Origin of the sequence: Fibrobacter sp. UWB13 (assembly GCF_900177805.1) — a bacterium.
Lineage (GTDB): Bacteria > Fibrobacterota > Fibrobacteria > Fibrobacterales > Fibrobacteraceae > Fibrobacter.
In genome coordinates this window covers 57290-80256 of the sequence record NZ_FXAX01000004.1, presented here as the reverse complement: position 1 = coordinate 80256, position 22967 = coordinate 57290, and the positions used below count along the sequence as shown (strand labels likewise).

Genomic DNA, 22967 nt, shown 5'->3' with positions numbered 1-22967 from the left:
AAATATGAGATTGATTTTTGCAACTGCAGTAGCTTTATTTGCTGTTCAGGCATTTGCCGCGAACGGCATTATGAAAGGTGACGGCTCCATAGCAAAGCCGTTTCAAATTGAAGATTATGAAGATTTGAAATCTATTGGCAAGAACGCCTATCTTTATTCGTCAAATTACATCGTGACAAAAGATATTGATGCATCGGCATCGGAGCATGAATACTGTAACGGTCATGTGTGCAATAGTTTTATTGCCATTGGTCAAGTTCAAAACTCGACTGCTGTTATCCCATTTTCCGGTAGCATCGATGGTCAAGACCATGTTATCAAGAATCTCCGTATATGGCTACCGTGCCTTCACTATGTAGGTTTTATTGCACAATTGGAAGGTTCTTTATCCAATCTAAAATTCGAACATTTGAGAGTGTATGGTGGATATGATACGGATTACGCTCCTCATTCGGATTATGTTGGCGGTGTTGTAGGCTTATCTAAGGGGCAAATTACAAATGTCCATGTGAAGGATGGCCATGTAGAAGGCTTGCGCTATGTCGGTGGTCTTGTTGGTCAATTGGAAACGAATAAATCATTTGTTAGCAACTCATCGTTTGAAGGGGTTGTTCAAGGTCGAAGAAATGTGGGTGGTTTAATCGGTACCCTTGAAGGTCATGTTCAAGAAAGTTTTGCCGATGTTGAAATATTTGTAGGGATTAATAAAGAATCTAAGAATGTAGGTGGTCTTGTTGGTGAAAGTAATTCTCGTGTACACCCGTCAATTACTAAAAGCTATGCTACGGGGATTATTGTTCCTGAGGTTGAAAAGGCTGCGTCGAACATTGGTGGCCTTGTCGGGTTGAATGAAGATGGCTTTGTTGAGCTGAGCTATGCCTCTGTTGATATCATGTCTTTTAATCAGGGATACTTTTCGGAATGTATTGGTGGGCTTGTTGGATTGAACAAGGCTAAAATATCCGAAGCTTACGCGACGGGAAATGTTACGGGATATGGAACTGTTGGTGGCTTGGTCGGTGAAAATTCTCGCGGTGGACAAATTGAATATTCGTATGCCATGGGCTCTGTAAAAGTATTGAGAAACGAGTATTTATATGCGGGTAGCTTTGCAGGTGGTAACTGGGGATCGATTTATGGGAGTTATTCTGTCGGGAAAATTGAATTGCCGAATGATAGGGATTCTGCGTATTTATATGTCAGCGGGTTTAGCGAAGGGGATTCTGTAAATAGTTGCTATTGGAATGTTGATTTGGCTGGGATTGATACGAGTGAAGTGGGTATTGGACTTTCGGATGCTGCTATGAAGCATTTATCCAGTTTTGCTGGATGGGAAGAAATGTCAAAATGCAATTTTAAATTTGAATATGAAGGACATACGTCTCATATTTATGAAGCGTGTGATTTTTTTGAAGAAATATCGGGAGATTCTTTACGCATTTGGAATATTGATGAAGGCGAGTCTTATCCTTATTTGGCGAACTTGGGTAAAAATGCAAAGGCTACCGCAAATATTATTGCTGTCGCTGTCCCCACAAAAGCGGCGAAATGGCAAGAGAAACCTATAGTTGCCGCTGAAAAAGATGTCGGTTACGAACTGTTTGGTAAGTGGCTGGAACTTGTTCGTTTGAACGAAACCAAGGATTCCATTTATTACAGCTATAGAATCGGTTACGCCAATGAGTCCGATACAGTTTGGGGAACAACCAGCTATATGGCTGTGCCAAATCATATTGAAATTGCGACTTTTGAAGACCTAAAGAAAATAGGCAATAGCATTAGCCATCCGTTGCTTGCGAACTATGAACTTGTCGAAGATATCGATGCTTCTTCCTCAAACTTTACCCCTATTGGAGAAGAACGTAAACCGTTTACGGGAACCTTTGAAGGGAATAATCATGTTATTGAAGGTTTGACTGTCGATACGCAAAACCAATTTTATGCAGGGCTTTTCGGATTTGCAAGTCAATCATCAATAAAAAATCTTGTCTTTAAAAATTCAAAAGTTAGTGGTGGGGAATATGCTGGTGTGCTTGGCGGTCAAATAGAGAAATCTTTTATAAGTAATGTTGTTTCGTATGATGGTGATGTTAAAGGGGATGATCAGGTGGGTGGTCTTATTGGTGCCGCGTATAAAGACAGCATTCTCAAGGTGGGTAGCACGGGCACTGTTAAAGGATCGAGAAATGTTGGAGGCCTTATCGGCTGTTTTGCCTCTTACCTCAAAGATGGCTATGCGGTGAGTGTTGTCAAAGGTCATGAAGATGTTGGTGGTGCTATCGGTGGCTCCAATGCAAGATTGCTAATAGGCGATACTGTGTACAACGTTTATGCTGCTAGTATCTTAAAAGGTCCTAAAAACAATCTAAATGGAGTTATAGGGGATCACATCAACAATAGTGAAGGCATATTTGAAAATTTTTACTATGATGGCGGCCTGACGCAGATAGTCCATGCCTATAATAGGAATGTGACTGAAGGAACTGTGCTTTCGAGTGAAGAAATGTTGCGTCAAGCCTCGTTTGAGAATTTTGATTTTGACGGTGTATGGACCATTCAAGAAGGCAAGTCGTATCCTTATTTCGAGGGGACGGATGCGGTGCTTCCCGGAAAGCTTGTTGATGATGGAACCATCAATATTTTGGACGGTGAAGGAACGGACGAAAGACCTTACCTTATTTCATCGTACGAGGATTTGAAATATATCGGTAAATATGAGTATGGTTTGGATAAAGTCTATAAGCTGACTCACTTGATTAATGCTTCGGCATCGGCAGAAGAAAACTGTGTTGATGGAGTCTGTGCTGGTTTTGAACCTATCGGTGGAAAGGATGGTTTTAGTGGTAAATTAATTGGTGGTGAGCAACAACATCAACTTGAGAAAAAAGTGGTCACTGAAATGTTTGGAATTTACAATCTGACGATAAATCGACCGTCGGAAGATTATGTTGGCCTGTTTACCAAATTGAATCCGAAATCGGAAATTTCCCATATGGCATTTTTTGATAATACCATTGTTGGAAAAAATTATGTAGGCTCTATTGCGGGGTTAGACGAAGGGGCTGTAATTGATAGCATTTTGACGGATACGCTCTCGATTAGTGGCCATAATTATGTCGGCGTAATTGCAGGGGCAAAAGAAGGCGGTTCTGCAAAACATGTCTATATCAATCCTGAAGCGAATGTATCTGGAAAAAAATATGTGGGATCTTTTGTAGGAAGTTCTAAAAAGACTTTTTATTGGAATGCTTGGTCCATGGCTAGAGTGTCCGGCGATTCGTATGTTGGTGGTTTTGCTGGGATAGATTCTGCATCTACATATAAAAATATCGCTTGTGCAAGCCATGTCCAAGGCCAATCCAAAACCGGGAATGTGATGGGCGAAACTTCTAAATCGACATTCACGTCTGTTTACTACGATGGAGAAGTTTGGGAATACGACAATAGCTCTGTGGGCAAGTCCATGACGACTAAAGAAATGTTGGATATATCATCGTATGAAAATTGGGATTTCCAAACAACGTGGACTCAGACAAGTTCGTCTTGCTATCCTGTGTTGGCATGGTTTGCAATGGGAAATACGTGCCCGACGACATTGCATCCCAAATTCCAGATGAAGGGCTCCGGTACAGAAAAAGATCCGTTCATAGTCAAGACTTATGAAGACCTTAAAGCGATTGGCTATGGTAAGTACAAGTTGTCGTCTGTTTATCAGTTGGCAAATGATATTGATGCTTCTGCTTCTAATGAAGAGGGTGGATTCTTGTCGTTTGGAAATTATAAATATGATTCATACTTTGGCGTTAAATATGAACATGAAGGAACGATTGTTTTTACAGGTAAGTTCCATGGAAAGGGCCACGCGATTAAACGGATTGATATAGTTTCTGTAGGTATCGGCGGTTTGTTCTATACGATTGGTGAAGATGCTGTTGTTGATAGTTTGCGTATGGAAGTAACTCAGGGGTTGAAAATGTCCGCCGCACTTGCCCTTGAAAATAAGGGCTTGGTCGATTATGTAAAAGTTGTTGCAGATACGATTGATGTTGATGGTGGTTTGGTTTATGAAAATGAAGGAACCATACGTAATAGTACTTTTAAGGGTAGTATAAAAGATGGTTCTGGACTTGTTACAACCAATAAAGGCTTGATATCGGCTTGCACGACTTGGGTTGATGTTTTTGATGCTAGATATAATGGAGGAAGTGGCTTTGTTAATGAAAACCGCGGGACCATAGAAAATTCCGTGGCGAATGGTTCTATTAAAGGACGTGATGTTGCGGGCTTTGCTTTAAAGGTCAATGCAGATGGCGTGATTCGCAACTCGCATGCGTCAGTTGATGTAAATGGAGCTGGTTTTGTTCAGGAAAATTTTGGAGATGTTGTAAACTGCTTTGCTACGGGAACGGCATTTTATGGATTTGTTAGTACGAATAAGGGAAATATCGAAAAATCTTTTGCGATTGGTAATTCTATAGATTCTACCTCTAATTCGCGTGCATTTGCAAACAGCAATGAGGGAAATATTCGAAAATCGTATTCTCTTGGCAAAGGCCATAATTATTTTATTTATGTTAATGGTGGATTGATTGAAGACTCGTACGCCATTGGCGTAAACGAGTTTTGGGTGAAAATGGATACAGGAGTAGTTAAAAATTCCTACATCGCAGAGAGACCGTGCCAAAAAAATGCTGAAGACCGAAAACTTACAGATTTGTCTGCTTGTGTGGTTAAGGACAATGTTTATTTCGAATATGATCCCAAGAATCATAACAGAGAAGGCCTTTTTTGGTTTCCTGAATACTTGCATAGGCAAAAGACGTTTACTGGTTTTGACTTTGATTCGGTCTGGTATATCAAAGAAGGTGTGACCTATCCGCTGTTGCGTGGAATGCCGAATATGCCTGTGGCTACGGGTGAGGCAGTTTCATTCGAAAGCAATAAATCGTTGGCGAATAACGTTCGTAACAAGCTGCTTGACGAGGCGATTATTTTGGATACGGCTGCGGTCAAGGTGCTCAAGCTGGATTCTGCTAGCAGTGCTTTGGTCGATTCGCTTGCAAAAGCGAAGTCGCCTTCCGGAAAGTTCGATCTCACTTATCGCGTTGGCGTTGTGCTCAGCTCGGATACGCTTTGGAGTGCACCGGCGACAGCGGAGATGAAATTGAACAAGTCGAACGGGATTCCTGATGTTGCGGTTAAACGCGGTTTTGGATTTGCTGCCATGTTCCAAGGAACTCGGTTGTCGCTTCTGTTTGAAATCCCCAAAGCCGCTTCCGTGAAGTTCTCGCTCGTCGATATGCAAGGACGTGTGGTGAGAACAGCGGACTTGGGACAGCGTACTGCGGGCAACTATTTCGAGACGCTCGATGTTGCGGAACTTGCTCGCGGTCGTTACGTCGGAATTTTGCATGTCGGTGACAGGCCGGTAGAAAAGGCTGTGCTGCTGAAGAAGTAAGTTCCCTGCACTAGCGAATCTTGGACCCACACTTGGTTGCGGGTCTTTTTTTTGTATTCCAGGGATACAACTTGTGTTCTAAAATTTTGCAAAATCGTTTAAAAATGACTAAAAACGTAAAAATTAGGCTAAAAACGGCAATTTTTGTATTCCAATATTATTGAAAAACTATATTTGTAATCATGAAGGCGATTGTTGAATATACAGATTATCGCAAGTTCATCCAGGATTACTACGATGAACGCAAGCGCGACTCCGCTTTTACTTGGCGTGAGTTTGCTCAGAATGCCGGTTTCGCATCGGCAATTTTTTTGAAGTATGTTGCTGAAGGAAAAAAGAATCTGAGCGTTAGTGCCGCAAGTTCTGTTGCGAACGCCATGGGCCTTGCTGGATTCGAAAAGACGTATTTTGTTTTGATGGTGACGTACGCCCATGCCAAAGGGGACGAAGCCAAAATGGCGGCGTTCGAAAAACGCTGTGCATTGGCTAGAGCGCATAAGATCCGTGTTCTCGGTGGCGAAGAATTCGATTACTACAAGTCTTGGAAAAATCCGTTGCTCCGCGAGCTTGCCCCGAATATGCCTGGCGCAAGGCCTGCCGAAATGGCCCGTGCGTGTAAACCGAAAATTTCTACAGCGGAAGCCGTTGAAACGCTTGAATTTTTGGAAGATGCGAATCTCCTGAAAAAAGACCGTAATGGAAATTACGTACAGACGGACAAGTCCATATCGATGGGCTCCGTGGATACGGTGCCGATTGCCGCGAAAGATTTGCAGCGCCAGATGGGTGAGCTTGCCGTGAAGGCTTTGGACTTGCCGCTTGCGGAACGCTCCATGTCGGGAGTTGTCCTTGGGCTGACGCAGGATTCTTACGAAAAAATCAAGACGGAACTTTTGGAATGCCGTCGCCGCATTATTGCGATTGCTACGGAAAATAGCGAAACGCAGCGCGTGTACCGTTTGAATTTGCAACTATTCCCGATAAGCGAAAATTTAGAAGTTGCAAACAAGGCTTTAAAAAATAAGGAAGAGAGAAATGAAAAGAAACGAGCTTAGAATTTTTGGGGATATTTTTGCTTTCGCGTTGGCGTTTGCTTTTTTGTCGATGTTTTCAGCATGCTCCGATGACAAGGTCGCGGGCGGTTCTTCGGATGATGCAGGCATTTACGCTGTCAAGGATTTGGATGTGGCGGGCGTTTCGCAGAAGGGGCCTTTTGTCAAGGGCTCTGCGGTGACGGTGCAGGGTATTGATTGCCAAACGATGGAATTGACCGGTGAAATTTTCGAAGGTACGGTCAAGAGCGACAAGGGCGACTTTGGCATTGACGATGTGAACCTCTCGGCGACATGCGCTTTGTTCGAAGTGACCGGTTATTACTTCAATGAAGTGACGGGTAAAAAGTCGGCGGACGAGGTGACTCTCCATGCAATTTCAGATTTGAGCGACCGCAAACATGTGAATATCAACATGCTCACGGAACTTGAATACAAGCGCGTGATGCATCTCGTGTCAGAAGAAAAAATGTCGTTTGCTGATGCGAAAAAGCAAGCTGAAAAGGAAGTGCTTGCTTCGTTTAATGTAAATGGCGATTATGCGTTGTCCGAAGATTTGAACATCTTTGAAAATGGCGATGGAAATGCGGCGCTCCTTGCCGTGAGTGTGCTTGTGCAGGCAAATGCGAATGAGGCGAAACTTGCAGAACGCTTGGATAAATATTCTGTTGCAATATCGCAGAATGGTTCATTGGATGATAAAGAAAAAACGGAAATTGCAAACTGGGCTACAAACGCTACAGCTACCGGTAAACTCGATACAATCCGCAAGAACATCGAAAGCTGGAACCTCACCGATTCTGTACCTGCATTCGAAACGTACGTGAAAGCACTTGCGGATGGCGATAGCGTTACCTTGAGCAGTGAAAGCCGATCATCTTCTAGTAACGTCATTGCGAGTGAAACGAAGCAATCTAGTAGTAGCTCTGTCTTTCCCGCCTCGAGCGGGAATCTCCCCTCTTCTAGCAGCAGTTCGTCTCGTCATTCCGGGCTTGACCCGGAATCTAGTAGTAGCTCCTCCGTCATTGCGAGCGAAGCGAAGCAATCCAGTAGCAGTGTGACAAACTCTTACCTGAATCCAAACATCAATTACGGTGAAATGACCGACTCCCGTGACGGACAAGTTTACAAAACTGTAAAGATTGGCTCTCAAGTGTGGATGGCTCAGAACTTGAATTATGAAGCGAAGAATAGTTACTGTTATAATGATAGTACGATTTATTGCGAAAAATATGGTCGCCTTTATTCTTGGGCTGCTGCGATGGATTCTGTTAAAAATGGATGTGGAAATGGCTTGGTGTGTTCTCCGGCATACCCAGTACAGGGGGTTTGCCCTGATGGATGGCATTTGCCCGATACGACGGAATGGAATGAAATGTTAGTAATTGCAGGTGGTGGATATATTACTTTGGCTGGAGAGGCTCTTAAGTCACAGGATGGCTGGTTTGGTAATAAAAATAATACAGATCCACTTGGTTTTAGTGCTTTACCCGTAGGTAATAGGAATTATGAAGGTGCTTTTAAAAACATAAACAAGAATGCTGGTTTTTGGACTTCGACTGATGTTGAAGATGATTCAGCTTACGATTATGTGTATAAATTGCTCTTGGATTTTGAATCTAATGAAGCCTTCATGCAATACGGTGCAAAAATCGATGATTATGCTGTCCGTTGTGTCAGAAATGAACCGGTTGCTTCATCAATCTCTTTGTTGTGTAGTGAAGAACGTGAATCCTGTGAGACATTTGACTGGAGTATTTCTAAAGAAAAATATTTAAATTCAAATATTGAATATGGTTCTTTTGTCGATAGTCGTGACGGACAAGTTTACAAAACCGTAAAAATCAGCAATCAAGTTTGGATGGCACAAAACCTTAACTATGCCGACAGCGTAAAAACTCCAAGTTTAAAAGGGCGGAGTTGGTGCTATGGAGATCAATCTGAAAAATGTAAAGTTGCTGGTCGTTTGTATACTTGGAGCGCAGCTATCGATTCTGTGCAACTAGCAGCTAGGGATTGCGGTTATGGTCATGAATGTGCGATTCCGAGTGTCGTGCAGGGTATTTGTCCTGAAGGTTGGCATTTACCTAATAAAAGTGAGCTGTTCACGTTATCTGCTACTGCAGAAAGTAATGGCACTGGGGGCTCTGCGTTAAAATCACAAATTGGTTGGTATAATAATTCGAGAAATGCGGATACTTATGGTTTTTCTGCTATTCCTGTAGGTTATAGAAGTCATACTGGAAAATATTTAGAAGCGGGTGGCTACATGCATTTCTGGGCTGATGATGAGGAAGATGCTGAATCTTCGTATGCGACGAGTTTGACTTACACCCTCAATAGTATAAGAATTTTATATAGCAACAACAAGAATGATGGACTTTCCGTTCGCTGTATCAAAAATTAGGAAATGTTAAAAATATTCGTGTTGGAAAAAAGAGAAGGATTAGTATGAATAAGTGGTTGGTTAAGAAATGGTTCCAAATTGCAGAAACCCTGATTGTCGGGGCTATGCTTTGGGCATGCTCCGACGACAAAGTTGCGGGCGGTTCTTCGGATGATGCGGGCATTTACGCCGTCAAGGATTTGGATGTGGCAGGCGTTTCGCAGAAGGGGCCTTTTGTCAAGGGCTCTGTGGTGACGGTACAGGGTATCGATTGCAAAACGATGGAACTGACTGGAGAAATTTTCGAAGGTTCGGTCAAGAGCGACAAGGGCGACTTTGGCGTTGACGATGTGAACCTCTCGGCGACATGCGCTTTGTTCGAAGTGACCGGTTATTACTTCAATGAAGTGACGGGTAAAAGGTCGGCGGATCCGATAACGCTTCGGACGATTACAAATCTCAAAAATCGTAAAAGCGTGAATGTCAACGTGCTCACAAGTTTGGAACATGAACGCGTGAAATTCCTTGTGACGGAAAAGGGAACCTCTTTTGCCGAAGCGAAAAAGCAGGCTGAAGAAGAAGTGCTTGTCGCGTTTGGTGTCAACGACGGCGCTGTGGACAAAATTCAAGAATTTGAAAACTTGAACATCTTCGAAAAAGGCGACGGCAACGCAGCTCTTCTGGCCGTAAGCGTGGTGATGCAAGGCGATGCAGACGTGACCGCACTTGAAAAGCGCTTGGAAAAGTTCGCCGATGATTTTGCAGAAGACGGCCAGTGGAATGATAGCAAGACAAAGAAAGAAATTGCCGAGTGGGCTTCTGCTGCAAAGGAAAACGGTAAACTCGATACCATCCGCAAAAACGTTGAAAGTATGAACAATGGTGACAAGGTTGCCGAATTCGAGAAGTATGTTTCCGGCTCTGCGGTCGGAATGACAAGTAGTAGCAACGTCATTCTGAGCTCTAGCGAAGAATCCAATGATTCTAAATCCAGTAGCAGTTCCACAAAGGTGAACGCTGGCAGCGAATACGATGCAGCCGCGAATACGCTCAAGGACTTGCGCGACGGAAAAACTTATAGGACCGTAACGATTGGCAATCAGACCTGGATGGCGGAAAACCTGAACTACAAAACGGAAAACAGTTATTGCTATAATGATTCGGCTGAAAATTGTGCAAAGTATGGTCGGCTGTACACGTGGCCTGATGCGATGAAAGTGTGCCCTGAGGGGTGGCATTTACCGGATACGACGGAGTGGAATGCTTTGTTGTATGGGACCGTTGGTGATATTGCTGTGGTGGGAATTGATGAGGTGGGCAGAAATATTAGATCGAAGAATGGCTGGCTAGAGCAAGGAACAGGTGGTGGGGATGCGACTGATGCCTTGGGCTTTACGGTTCTGCCTGGCGGAAGTGGTGATTCCAGTAGTTATAATGGTAAAGGCTATAATGCTGTTTTTTGGACGGCGACTTCTTATAATGATTTGCATGGTTATGACTTTGGGGTTAACAACCGCAATGCTTTTGGTTTTTCGATAGAAAACAAAGGCTATTTCGGATCAGTCCGTTGCTTGAAGGGCGAACCTGTTGGCGCGTCGTCCAGCAGTAGTTTCGCCGTGTCATCGAGTTCCGTGGCTATACCTATATCGGCACTTTGCAAAACGGAGGTTGTGGATGCTTGCAAATATGGAACCTTGACTGATGACCGCGATGGTCAAACGTACAAGACGGTTAAAATCGGTGAGCAGTGGTGGATGGCCGAAAATTTGAACTATTATGATTCCACAGACATGAACGTAAAAAGTAAAAGTTGGTGCTATGGAGCGGATTTCAATAAAGATAGTTCGACTTGCGATGTGTATGGTCGCCTTTACTCATGGGCCGCTGCGATTGATTCGGTGAAACTTGTTAGTGATCCGATTAACCCGCTGGATTGTGGTTATGAGAAAGAATGTACCTTACCGTCGAAAGTGCAGGGAGTCTGTCCGAGTGGCTGGCATCTGCCGGATAATGACGAATGGAATGTCTTGCTTGAGACTGTGGGCGGTGATTCGATTGCGGGCAACTTACTCAAGGCCTATGGCAGCGGTTGGGGTCGTGTTCAAGGAAAGGGGGTGACTGAAACGGATGCTGTTGGCTTTAGCGCCTTACCTGCTGGTCGTAAGAGGGGCTTGTCTTCCGAATTCGATGATGTTGGCTTTAGCACTTTCTTTTGGAGTGCCTCTCAAGATGAAGAGTCCAAAAATCACACTTTCGCCTACCACATGGAATTGGGCTACGATCAAAAGAATGCAAACCTGACTACGTTCAATTCAGCAAAGGATGAATCCTATTCGGTCCGTTGCCTTAAAAACTAGGAGCTTTTATGTTATTTGAACCTATGAGGAAAAATATGAAACCGCAATTCATTTTTACTGTTGTTTTATCGCTATTTGCGATTCACTCTTTTGCGGCTAACGGCACCATGAAAGGCGACGGTTCCGCAAGTAAACCGTTCCAAATCGAAGACTACGAAGACCTCAAGGCGATAGGCAAGGGCGCTTATCTCTATTCTTCGGATTACGTCTTGACGAAGGATATCGACGCTTCGGCTTCGAAAAACGAGATGTGCAACGAAGACGGCTGCAATGGATTCATTCCCATCGGAAAAAACAAGGATGCCGCCGATAGCATTATATTCTGGGGTAATATCGACGGAAAGAACCATACCATTAACAACTTGACCATTTGGCTCCCGTGTGAAAATGATGTTGCATTTATCTCTTATTTGGGTGGTTCTGTTTCTAACTTGAAATTCGACCGTATTCATGTGACCGGTCGCGTAACAGAATCGAATTTTGTAGCAAGTGTTGCCGCCAAGCAGATGGGCTCTATCAAGAATGTGCATGTGACGAACGGCTTTGTCCAAGGGCAAAATTATGTGGGTGGTATTGTCGGTCAGGGTACGAAACGCTACAATGATAAAGCTGTTCTCGAAGATGTCTCGTTCCAAGGTGACATCAAGGGCTCGCAAAGAGTTGGCGGCATTGTCGGTGAAACAGATATGGATGTTGCCCATGCAGAAGCCGATGTGAATATCATTATTTTGGATCAGGATGTGGGTGGTATTGTCGGATATTTGACCGGTAATGTTTATCAGTCGCGTTCTAGTGGTACGATTGTTCCTTGGGAGGATGACGTAGATGATGTCGGCGGTATTGTCGGATATTCCAAAGGCGATATCAATGAATGTGTTTCGACAATGGACTTGATGCATTATGGTTTTTATTACTTTGGTGATAAAGTAGGTGGAATTGTCGGCAATGGCGGCTTTGTAAACGCTTCTTATGCACTTGGATCCGTCGAAGGCGAACGTTATGTTGGCGGTATTGGCGGAAGTAGCGGGGTGGCAAACTCTTTTGCGATGGGTACGGTTCGTGGCGATGAATATGTGGGTGGCCTTGTGGGTAACGGAACGGCTCAATATTCATATGCGGCAAATGTCGTTCAGGGAAATAGCCACGTTGGTGGACTTGTCGGAAGTGCATCCGATGCGGTTGTGGGTTCATACTGGAATACCGAGATTTCGGGACTTGATACGAGTGCGGGTGGCACAGGCTTAACGACCGCAAAAATGATGAAATTTGCGTCGTTTGCGGGCTGGGATACTTTAGGTTATGATGAATATGTCATTGACGGTACTGACACTTGCGACTACTATGTGCATTTAGGTTATTGCTATAGCCCTACAGGGAAATTTATTCGCTATTGGAACATTGATGAAGGTAAATCGTTCCCCTACTTGGTGAATAATCCTTTTATGAAAAAATCTCCGATTCCGGTTGCGGTTCCGACATCAGCTCCGAAATGGCAAGAGACTCCGAAGATTGCTTCGCTTTTCGATGTGGAGGGCGAACTTGTCGGTAAATGGCTTGGCTGGGCGAGATGGAGCGATAATATAGATTCTACTGAGAATAGCAAGACGCTTAGGAGAGATTCGCTCTATTTCGGTTACCGAATTGGTGTCGTAAACAAGGGCGATACGGTTTGGGGGACTTCAAGTTATATGGCAGTTCCCAACAAGATTGAAATCTCGACTTTTGCTGAACTCCAGAAAATCGGAAATGACATTGCCTATCCGCTAATAGCTAATTACGAATTGACAAAGGATATCGATGCTTCGGGTTTGAAATTTGAACCGATTGGCGACAGCGTACGTGCTTTTACGGGCTCGTTTGACGGTAAAAATCATGTTATCAAGAATCTGACGATTGATGAGCCGAATCGCGACTTTACGGGAATGTTCGGTTATATGGAAGGTGCGACAGTCCGAAACTTGACTCTGCAAAATACGAAGGTGGTCGGCTCTTGGTGTGTGGGCGCCTTGGCTGGCGAAGCACGCTTGTCTTTAATCCATAATGTCGTGTCGTTCAATGGCGATGTCAAAGGTGAGTCGTCTGTTGGCGGCTTGATTGGGGTGGCTGTAGGTGATAGCATTAATGTCGTTGGCACTACTGGAAACATTAAGGGAACAACGTATGTTGGCGGCTTGATAGGCGATGCTTCTACTAGGTTGGAAAACGGTTTTTCTATCAATGTCATTAAGGGATATGAACGTGTCGGTGGCGTTGTCGGTTTCGTCGATTCCTATTCGCCAAGCATCTATCGTGTCTATTCTGCGAGTATGATCAAGGCTTCGGATGGACGGGGATTTGCCGGCTTTTCGCTTTCCAGTTCCTTGGATTCAAACACTTGCTTCTTCGATAGCACTCTTGCTGATTACGATAGAAATGGCAAGACAACCGTGGAGATGCTGAAACAGGGAACGTTCCAGGGTTATGACTTTGTAAATGTATGGACTATCCAGGAAGGCGTTTCTTACCCGTACTTCAAGGGGATGGAACCTCTGCTTCCGGGAACGCTCAAGGATGACGGGACGGTCAATGTGCTTGCCGGAGCGGGGACTGCAACGAATCCCTATAGAATTTATAAATACGATGATCTCAAGTATGTCGGCAAATATGAATACGGCCTTGATGCCTACTACAAGCTGATGGGCAATATCAATGCTACGGCTTCGTTCAAGGAAAATTGCAATGCCGACAGTACTGTATGTAAGGGCTTTGAACCGATTGGAAAATTCAGCGGTGTCTTTATCGGTAACAACAAGATAATTGCGGGCTTGAATATCAATCGCCCCGACGAAGATTCGGTGGGACTTTTCCGGGCTCTGGCGAAGGGTGCCAAGGTAAGCAATGTTGTCTTTGATACGGCTTCGTATCTTGGAGAAAGCTATTCGTATGGACCTGCGCGTACTAGGGGTGCCATCCGTGGTAAGAACTATGTCGGCGTCCTGGCCGGTGTCGATAATGGTGCTACGGTCGAAAACATCTTTATCAAGTATGATGTTTCTGGCGAAAATTACGTTGGCTCTCTTGCCGGTAAGAAATCTGCAGGCTCTGTCGTGAGGAGCGCTTCTAGATTCCTGGTCTCGGGCAAGGAAAACGTGGGCGGTCTCGTGGGCTTTTTGGGCGAGGCGAGTGTCGCGGACTGCTATTCGATTGCAAATATCGTGGGAACAAAGAATGTCGGCGGCTTGGCGGGCTATTCGGACAATGCGACTGTGAAGAACTCGTTTGCCGCAGGTCAAGTCGTAGGCGATTCTAAATGGGGTGGCCTTGCGGGCTCTGACAACAAGTCGACCTACACCTCGGTCTATTATGATACGACACTCTGGTATGTTAATACGACGGCTGCGGGGGATCTCCGCAATACAACAGAGATGGTCAAGAAGGAAAACTACGAAGGCTGGGATTTCGATTCAACCTGGAAGATCGCAGCAGATTCGACTTATCCCTATTTGTCGTGGCTGACTAAGCCTTACTATATATCCAAGACAATGAAGGAAAAGATTTATCCGAATCAGGCTGTGGATCAGACCATGATGAAAATGGCCGGTTCCGGTACGGAAAAAGACCCGTTCTTGATCAAGACCTACGGAGACTTGAAATCAATCGGATTCGGAAAATACAAGTTGTCGGCCGTTTATCGCTTGGCTAACGATATCGATGCCACTGCTTCCAGGACGGATGAACGTTTTGCTGTCGGTGGAACAGGATTCAAGCCTATTGGTAAGTACGATGTGTTGGAAGAATTCTGCAACTGTTACGGTGTTGTCCTTGGCGGTTACGCAAAACAGGATACCGGTGCTTTTACCGGCGAATTCCATGGTGGCGGTCATAGCATCGACAGCTTGTTTACGGGATTTTGGGATAAGGATCATAAGGCAATTGGATTTATCGATACTGTTGCGCAGTCTGCAATCGTAGATAGTTTGTCTTTCAAGGGCTATTCTGTCGGTCGCGAAGACTTTGGAATGAAAATAGGTGGCGTTGCTACGGTGAACCATGGTGCTATCCGGAATGTAGATGTCGACATTGTGATGGACAGTGTTTATCAAAGTGCGGGGTTCGTGTTCAGGAACTATGGTTCCATCGAGAATGTATCGGTTAAAGGAAAAATCAATGGTGGCAGACTCGTATCTGGCTTTGCACACTTGAATTACGGAACCATTGCCAATGCCAAAATCGATGCGCAGTGGATTGGGGGTGCAAGTGCCGCCGGTGTTGCCGCGCTGAACTGGGGAACCATCAAGAATGTTTCTGTTAAGGCGAACGTAAAGGAAAACTCTGGCTTCGTAGGTGGCATTGCCGGGTTAAATGCTCCTGGTGGAACGATTGATAAGAGCTCTGTGAATGTCGATGTATCTGGACAGAAATCATCTTCAGAAGGTTTCTCCATTTATTACGAAGATGGTGGGGAAATCTCGGTATATTATAACGTGCAAGGCGTTGCAGGCCTTGTCGCAGTCGATAGCGGAACGGTCAATAATTCTACGGCGTCGGGCGTTATCAATGCAAAAGGAGTCCTCTACGTAGGTGGCCTGATTGCTAAGGCTTACGGCAAGGGACTGAAGGGACTGCATGCATCCGTTGATGTTGTTGGAGATCATTATGTCGGCGGCTTGGTCGGCTTGAACGAAACAACTATTTCGGAATGCTATGCCACCGGAAACGCTGAGGGAACGGGAACATTCAGCTATTCTGGAGCTTTTGTTGGCCAGAACAAGGGCTTGGTTTTGCGCTCGTTTGCGACCGGAAATGCGTATAGAGCCGCTAGCTTTGTCGGCGGAAACGATGGAACCATCCGGCAATCTTATTCTACAGGAAATGTCGAAGGCACGGGCGGCTTTGTCGATAACAACCAGTCTGTAATAGAAGACTGCTATTCAACGGGTGATGTGCTTTCTATAGAACCGTACTATGGTTTTGGCTTTGCCGAAATCAACGGCAATGATGCAGAGGTAAGAGGATACGCTTCTGGAAGCGCGTATAAAGACGGAATCCATTTCTGCAATGGCTTGCCTAAAAGAACGAATCCCTCGGATGAGTATTACTATTTAGCCGAAGCCTGCAGCGATTCGCTGATGACAGGAAAGGGTTTGTCCGATGCACAGATGAAAATGCAGAAGTCTTTCGCAGCATTCAACTTTGACTCGGTTTGGTACATCACCGAGGGCGTGAGCTACCCGCTGCTTCGTAACATGCTGAATCCGCCGGTTGTTTCAAATGGGGAACTTTTCTATAGCGAAAAGCCTCTTGCGGAGAATATCCGCGCCGAACTGCTTAAAAACGCCTTCGTGATGGATTCTGCGGCGAAAAAGGTGCTTAAGCTGGATTCTGCAAGTGAGGTCTTGCTCGATTCTCTGGAAAACGAAAAAGCTCCTTACGGAACGTATATCGTCTCTTACCGAGTGGGTGTGCTTTTCGATTCCGATACGCTCTGGAGCAGAATTGCCAAGGTAGAAATCGATATTGAAAAAACAACGGGTGCTCGCGTTCGCAATGTCGTGGTGATGCATTCCCTCGGTGCTGTGTTCCAAGGCGGTGACATCGCCGTGCGTTTTGAAATCCCTGCGGCTGCTGCGGTGAAATTCTCGCTCATCGACATGCAAGGTCGAGTGGTGAAATTGCTTGATCTTGGACAACGTTCTGCCGGTACGCATTTTGAAACTCGCTCCGTCGAAAACCTGTCTCGTGGTCGTTATATCGGCGTGCTGCAAGTGAACGGCAAGGCGACCGAAAAAGTGATGCTCCTGAAAAAATAGTTCGCTAATTTTTGATTGACGATTCAATAGACCCGTGGGTTAAATAACCTGCGGGTCTTTTTTTCAAGATATTGCAAAGTGAGGTCAAATTGAGTAATTTTAGTTCGAGGTATCTTATGACTGTAGATATGAGCGATTTTGATAAGTCTATGGCAGTGTTTTCCAAGCAGGAGCAAATTGCAAGGAAAATGCTTGCTAGAAATATGTCTCCTGAAGAAGTCGCTGAAGTGACGGATATCCCTTTGTATCTTGTTCGTGAAATCAAGAAGGATATGGAGTTGGCGAAAGCATAAATGCTAACTCGTTTTCGTGAATATGAATACCGGTCCTTGTGGCCGGTTTTTGCTTTTTGTGTGATATAGCTCCCATGGTTTAAAATCATGGGTTGATATTCCCCTCAAAAAATATATGTTTGCTTAAAGGTTCTCATTGGGGTATTCGAGGGGTTTTGATGAAATTGAATTTTCACAGTCTTGCGTTTAAACAGACTGTTTTGATATTGCTCGGCATCACGGTGATCTTTGTCGCGATGATTTTTATGCTTCAGCAGCAGGTCAGCTCGAGGATGTCGGAACTCATCATGGCACGTGGTCAGGAAATCAGTGAAAAGCACGTGTCTTCCATCGACAATATCTTTGAAGATAACGCCGCGGTTGTAAAAAACATTGTGGCGATGCTCGAACGTGGCGACTTGAGCAAGAAGGATATCGAGGAGTTTTTACCGGCAGAATACGTTCGCACCCATGAGAAAAATCCGATTGCATCTGCGCTGTTTATCGCCTACGAGCCCGAACGGAACGGTCGCGAGTTCATGCGCATCACGGGTCACGGTCTCGAGGGCAAGCTCATGGAGGTGAAGGACTACCGTGAAATGCCTTGGTACAAACAGTCCATCGAAACGGGCAAGGGCCAGTGGTACGAACCGTTTATTGGCGTCTATGCGGACCAGCCGGTGGCGCTTTATGCGATGCCTTTTTACCAGACTCTTCCCGACGGTTCTAAGAAATTCAAGGGCGTTGTCGGGCTTGATATTTTTGTCTCGTTCTTGCGCGATGCGGTCTCCTCGATAAATATTGAAAACTCGGGATATGCGTTTATCCTTTCTGCGGAAAGTAGGTTTGTGGCGCATCCGCGCGATGAATGGGTTTTCAAGGAATCGCTCCATTCGCTGGCGAAGGGTCATGAGGCGGGCTTGTCTGCTTTTGAGAGTGCGGTCCGCGATTTGCGCAGCGGACTTTTGCTCGGCAAGACGTTTAGTGGCGAAAAGGCGTGCATCTATTTTTCGCACATGAAGGTGGACGGCTGGATTTTCGGCGTCGTGTGGCCTGCGGATGAATTCTTTGCAAAACAACGTAAGATGGCGTCGGTGCTTGGCATCCTTGGCTTGGCAAGCTATATCTTGATGATTGTGTTGGTGCTCGTGATTTCGAGCCGCGTGACGCGACCGCTCAAGGCGCTTGCAGGGGTAGCGAAACGTTTGGGCCAGGGTGACTTTGACGTGGAGATTCCGCCAGTTGAAGGCAAGGACGAAATTGCGGAGTTCGCCGATGCGTTTGGTCGCATGCGTGATTCGCTCAAGGAAAATATTGAAAAGCAGAAGGGTGCCGAACGCGTGGCGAGCGAACTGGAAATGGCTCGCAAAATCCAGCTCGGGTTGCTTGCGCGTAGCGATGATGACGAGGGCGTGAAGGATGCCCGCCATTTGCTTTCTCCGTTTATTTTGCCTGCAAAGGCGGTGGGTGGCGACTTCTATGACTTCTGCAAGGTCGATAAAGACAGGCTTGCCTTCTTGATTGCGGACGTGTCGGGCAAGGGCGTTCCGGCGGCACTCCTCATGATGTCGGCGCGCTCGATGCTCAAGAGTGTTTTGCTCGCGGGTACTTCGGTGGTGGATACGTTCAACGTTGTGAATGACCGCTTGGCGTTCCGCAATTACCTCAACATGTTCGTCACGGTCTGGATGGGAGTTCTTGATTTGCGAACTGGCGAAGTTGAATTTGCATGTGCGGGGCATAACCCGCCGGCGATCCGCCGTGCAGACGGTACGGTCGAGTTTGCTAAGAGCAAGCCCGGGCTTGTGATTGCCGCGATGGAAGGGACCCGTTACAAGCGCCAGACGCTCAAGCTGAATCCGGGCGATACGATTTTCTTGTACACGGATGGCGTGACCGAGGCGACGGATGCGAACGAGAATCTGTTTGGCGACGAGCGGCTCTTGCAGACGCTCCGTGATGCGGGCGACCTGGAACCTGCCGAAATTTGCCCGTTCGTGAAGTCCAGGATTGATGAATTTGTGGGCGACGCCCCGCAGTTCGATGACATTACCATGCTCGCGCTCAAGTTCGTGGGCGGTTGACGCTGCTGCGGGTGCGGGATGCCCGAAAGCTCGCGAAATATGCGCGTGAAATGAAAAAAGACCTTGCTTTCGCAAGGTCTTTTTCGGGTGGATGACCGGACTCGAACCGGCAACATCCAGAATCACAATCTGGGACTCTAACCAATTGAGCTACATCCACCATGTAGCGAGACCAAATATAAAAAAGCCATCCCAAATTTCAAGGGATGGCAACAACTTTTTTCTAAAAAATTTGTTTTTAGTGCGTGGCGACTACTTTTTCTGCATGATTCGGAGGAAATTTGCACGCTTGAAGTCGTTTCTGTGTTCCATGCAGAAGCGCGGGTACACGTACTGCTTCGGGAACATGCGGATCGTGAACGTGTTGTTGCAGCCTTCGAGGCAGCACTTGAATTCCAAGTCCATGGCTTCCGTGTAGTTGTGGCGGAAAATGATGTTCTTGGATTCGATGTTCTCGATATCCTTCTTTTGCTTTTGGCGCTGCTTGATGTCGCGGTGCAGTTCGCAGTACTTCGCGATCGGGTGACCCCAGAATTCACGGCCGCAGCCGGGTTCCTGGCAGACTTTGAGCTTGATGCGTTTCTTCTTTTTGTACTTAGGTAATTGCATAGAGACCTCAATTAGTAGTAAAGATAATAAAAAATGGTCTTTTTGTAAAAAAGTTGAATTTTGCGAGAGAAAATTCGGACCAAAATCGCGAAAAAAGCGTGTTATATAAGCAGGAACAGTTAAAAAAGGACGCTTATGAAGCTTTTTTGGATTTTGATTGTCGCGGCGGTGATTAACGGCTGCATGTACGTGAGCGGGTCGGCGGAGGGTGAAATGTCGATGCATGCGACGGCGATTGACGTGGGGCAGGGGCTTGCGGTGCTCCTCGAATATGGCGGGCGCTATGCGATGTACGATTTCGGACCCGATTCGGTCGGCGTGGTGGATTCGCTGTTGGCGCGTGGTGTCGATACGCTCGATTGGGTGGTGCTGAGCCATAACCATCGGGATCATATTGGCGGATTTTTGGAGCTTGCGGGGCGGGGCGTTTTTGTGCGGCGTCTGTACGTGGGGCCGGATACGGCGGGCGCGTTCTTTCGTGATAGTGTGTTGCGGGTGGCGAGAGCGCTTGGAACGCCGGTGGATACGCTATTGCGAGGCGAGAACGTAAGTTTTGGGGGTGGGGGTAATGGCTTTGAAGTGCTGTGGCCGGCGAGCTATTTGCGCGTGGGCGAGAATCGCGCGAGTGTGGTGCTGCTCGGGAAGTTTGGCGCAAGCAAAATGCTTTTGACGGGCGACTTGGATTCGGTGGGCGAGCGCCATGTGCTTGAGATGAATCCGACGCTTTCGGCGGAACTTTTGCAGGTGGCGCATCATGGTTCGGCGGGGAGCAATACGCTAAGCTTCTTGTCGCAGGTGTCGCCGAAGTATGCGTTCGTGAGTGTCGGGGCTGGGAATAGCTATGGGCATCCCGCACCATCTGTTGTACGTAAACTGAACTTGGTGCTTGGGGATTCTACGAAACTTTACCGCACCGATTTGCAAGGTTCCGTCCGCTTTGAACTCTCCCCAAGCATGGGCGTGCTTGTACCGTAGGGGAATGTGTCATTCCCGCCACCGAGCGGGAATCGCCATCTCGTCATCCTGAATGAGCATGTCATTCCGCACTCGTCATCCTGAAGGAACGAAGTGACTGAAGGATCCAGTTATTTTTTATATTGTTTTCATCGCATTTTGGGTATTCGCGAGGTTTTCGAGGGTTATGGTTCATAAAATTCACATCCCGGTGATGGGCATTTGCTATACGGCAGATACGCCGATTCGTGTAGCGCATTTGGGAATCACGTCGGTGATTTCGCTTGTGGATGATGGCCTCCTCGAAGAATACCGCATGGCTTATGCAGAACGCTTGGGGCTTGATTTAGGCTCTCCGCAGACAACCCGCATTGGGCGCATCCGTTCGTATTTGGACTTTGTTGCAGACGAAGTAGAACGCAAGTTTACACGTCTTTGTGCGTGCCGCTTTGATGGCGGTAGCGACAAGGACCTTTATTTTCTGATGCTCCCGCTGGATTCCAGACTCCGTGTGGAATACGATGGCATTTTTGCAAAGACGGGACTTGCCCGCATTGCAGCCGAGGCGGCTCTTACCGAGAAAATGGAACCGGGCGAAATCCAGGCGAATATCATGGTCGGTCTCAATCACGACGAGGCTGCTTTTGATGCGGTTCGCGGCTTTGCCGCTTCAAAGGTGTCGGGAGCACTTGTGCTCAGCGCGGGCGTGAACTTGTCCGTTTTCGAAGAAATTGCAAAATGCAAGGACTTTTACAGGACGGGCAAAAGACCTCCGAAAAAGAAGATTATCCTGAAAGTCTCGGATTACCGCTCGGCACTCATTCAGGGCCGCTATTTGGCAAAGAAGGGCCTGGAAGTTTACGAATACCGCATTGAATCGGGCGTGAATTGTGGCGGTCATGCGTTTTTTGAATCGAAGAAGTTGTTGCTCGATGTTGTCCGGGAATTTGTCGAAAAGCGCAAAGAACTTTTTGAAACCACGCGCTCGATGATTGCTGCAAACGTCCCAGTGCAGGGAATTCTCCCGCCGCCGTCGCCTGCGCGGATTACCGCGCAGGGCGGGCTTTGCGCTCCCGAAGACATTGCTCAAGTCTTGTCGCTCGGGATTGATGGCGTGGGTGTGGGGACTCCGTTCTTGCTTGTACCGCAGGCGACCAGCGTCGATAAGGAAACGCGTCGATTGCTTGCGAGCGCAAAGCCCGAAGATGTTTGCATCAGTCATGCATCACCGCTTGGCATCCCGTTCGTGAATCTGCAAACATCGACGGCGGCAAGAATTTGTGAGCAGAAAATTCAGGAATACTTTGCTCCAGAATCTGAAAAGTCCGGGAGCCCAGAATTGAAGCCCGGATTCCCGTGTCGCCAGCATTACCTTTGCCAAAACATCCCCGGCTTTGACCATCCCATTTGCATGGCGTCTCGCGAGTACGTGATGCACCGTCTCGCTGAAATTGACAAGCTTGAACAAGAAGATATCGAGGCATGCAAAATGCAGTCGCACCATGCAGATGAAAATCATGAAAGGTCGCGAGAATCTAGTGCCGCTAATGCTTGTGAAAATTCAATGGCGGTAATTCGCAAAAAATACGACAAGCTTCGCCGTGTCACGCTTTCGCGTGAATGCATCTGCCGATTCCTTGGGAATGCCGGCCGCGAAGAAATCCGCGAAAAAAGTCCATCGCTCCATTACCAGCCGGAATGTGTTGCCGTCGCTCGTGGCTCGCAGCCCGCTCGCACTCGCGAACCGGTTACCATTTGCCCGAACCCGGACATCGGCTATTTCGATCGCGAATACACGCTTTTAGAGATGATGCAGCACCTCTACGGCACAGGCAAACGCCTCACGCCCAAAGACAAACCAAGCGCCTTCGAGGTCGAAGAACGCTTGCTGAAAAATGCGTTGTTGTAAATGTTCTGGATCCTTCGACTTCATGCCTAGCGGCATTCCGCTCAGGATGACACGGGACGTTTCCTATTGCGTTTCCTTCCTACTGTCTACTTCCGAC

General features: G+C 46.6%; 10 protein-coding genes and 1 tRNA gene. 9 read left to right on the top strand and 2 right to left on the bottom strand.

The genetic code is table 11. The annotated features are described in order from the left end of the window. The first annotated feature begins 4 nt into the window (after positions 1-4). From B9Y77_RS13900 to B9Y77_RS13875, 7 genes are all read left to right on the top strand, one after another. Entirely contained in the window at positions 5-5458 is a 5454-nt protein-coding gene (locus B9Y77_RS13900) for a M26 family metallopeptidase (protein ID WP_085492076.1), read from the top strand. A gap of 182 nt (positions 5459-5640) precedes the next feature. Beyond that, on the top strand, positions 5641-6513 hold the full coding sequence (locus tag B9Y77_RS13895) for a TIGR02147 family protein (protein ID WP_085492075.1): 873 nt from the start codon (positions 5641-5643) through the stop codon (positions 6511-6513). A gap of 49 nt (positions 6514-6562) precedes the next feature. Beyond that, on the top strand, positions 6563-8917 hold the full coding sequence (locus B9Y77_RS13890; RefSeq protein WP_176221777.1) for a fibrobacter succinogenes major paralogous domain-containing protein: 2355 nt from the start codon (positions 6563-6565) through the stop codon (positions 8915-8917). Between the two features lie 44 nt (positions 8918-8961). Then, positions 8962-11253: a fibrobacter succinogenes major paralogous domain-containing protein gene (locus tag B9Y77_RS13885; RefSeq protein WP_085492073.1), complete on the top strand. Its 2292-nt coding sequence runs from the start codon at positions 8962-8964 to the stop codon at positions 11251-11253. Positions 11254-11288: 35 nt separating this feature from the next. After that, positions 11289-17042 carry a GLUG motif-containing protein gene (locus B9Y77_RS13880; RefSeq protein WP_085492072.1) on the top strand — a complete coding sequence of 1918 codons (5754 nt, stop codon included), beginning with the start codon at positions 11289-11291 and terminating at the stop codon, positions 17040-17042. Between the two features lie 116 nt (positions 17043-17158). Further along, positions 17159-17335, top strand: coding sequence for a hypothetical protein (locus B9Y77_RS16085; RefSeq protein ID WP_176221776.1), 177 nt, complete (start codon positions 17159-17161; stop codon positions 17333-17335). A gap of 158 nt (positions 17336-17493) precedes the next feature. Continuing rightward, positions 17494-19398: a SpoIIE family protein phosphatase gene (locus tag B9Y77_RS13875; RefSeq protein WP_085492071.1), complete on the top strand. Its 1905-nt coding sequence runs from the start codon at positions 17494-17496 to the stop codon at positions 19396-19398. Between the two features lie 86 nt (positions 19399-19484). Here B9Y77_RS13875 and B9Y77_RS13870 read toward each other — a convergent pair. Then, positions 19485-19558 (bottom strand) — tRNA-His (locus B9Y77_RS13870). A gap of 92 nt (positions 19559-19650) precedes the next feature. Then, positions 19651-20007 (bottom strand): hypothetical protein, encoded by a 357-nt coding sequence (locus tag B9Y77_RS13865; protein ID WP_014546294.1) that lies wholly within the window; start codon positions 20005-20007, stop codon positions 19651-19653. Between the two features lie 135 nt (positions 20008-20142). Here B9Y77_RS13865 and B9Y77_RS13860 point away from each other — a divergent pair, with 135 nt between their 5' ends. Together B9Y77_RS13860 and B9Y77_RS13855 are read left to right on the top strand one after the other, a co-directional pair. After that, positions 20143-20982 (top strand): ComEC/Rec2 family competence protein, encoded by an 840-nt coding sequence (locus B9Y77_RS13860; RefSeq protein ID WP_085492070.1) that lies wholly within the window; start codon positions 20143-20145, stop codon positions 20980-20982. Positions 20983-21148: 166 nt separating this feature from the next. Then, entirely contained in the window at positions 21149-22870 is a 1722-nt protein-coding gene (locus B9Y77_RS13855) for a beta/alpha barrel domain-containing protein (protein ID WP_085492069.1), read from the top strand. Positions 22871-22967: the final 97 nt, after the last annotated feature.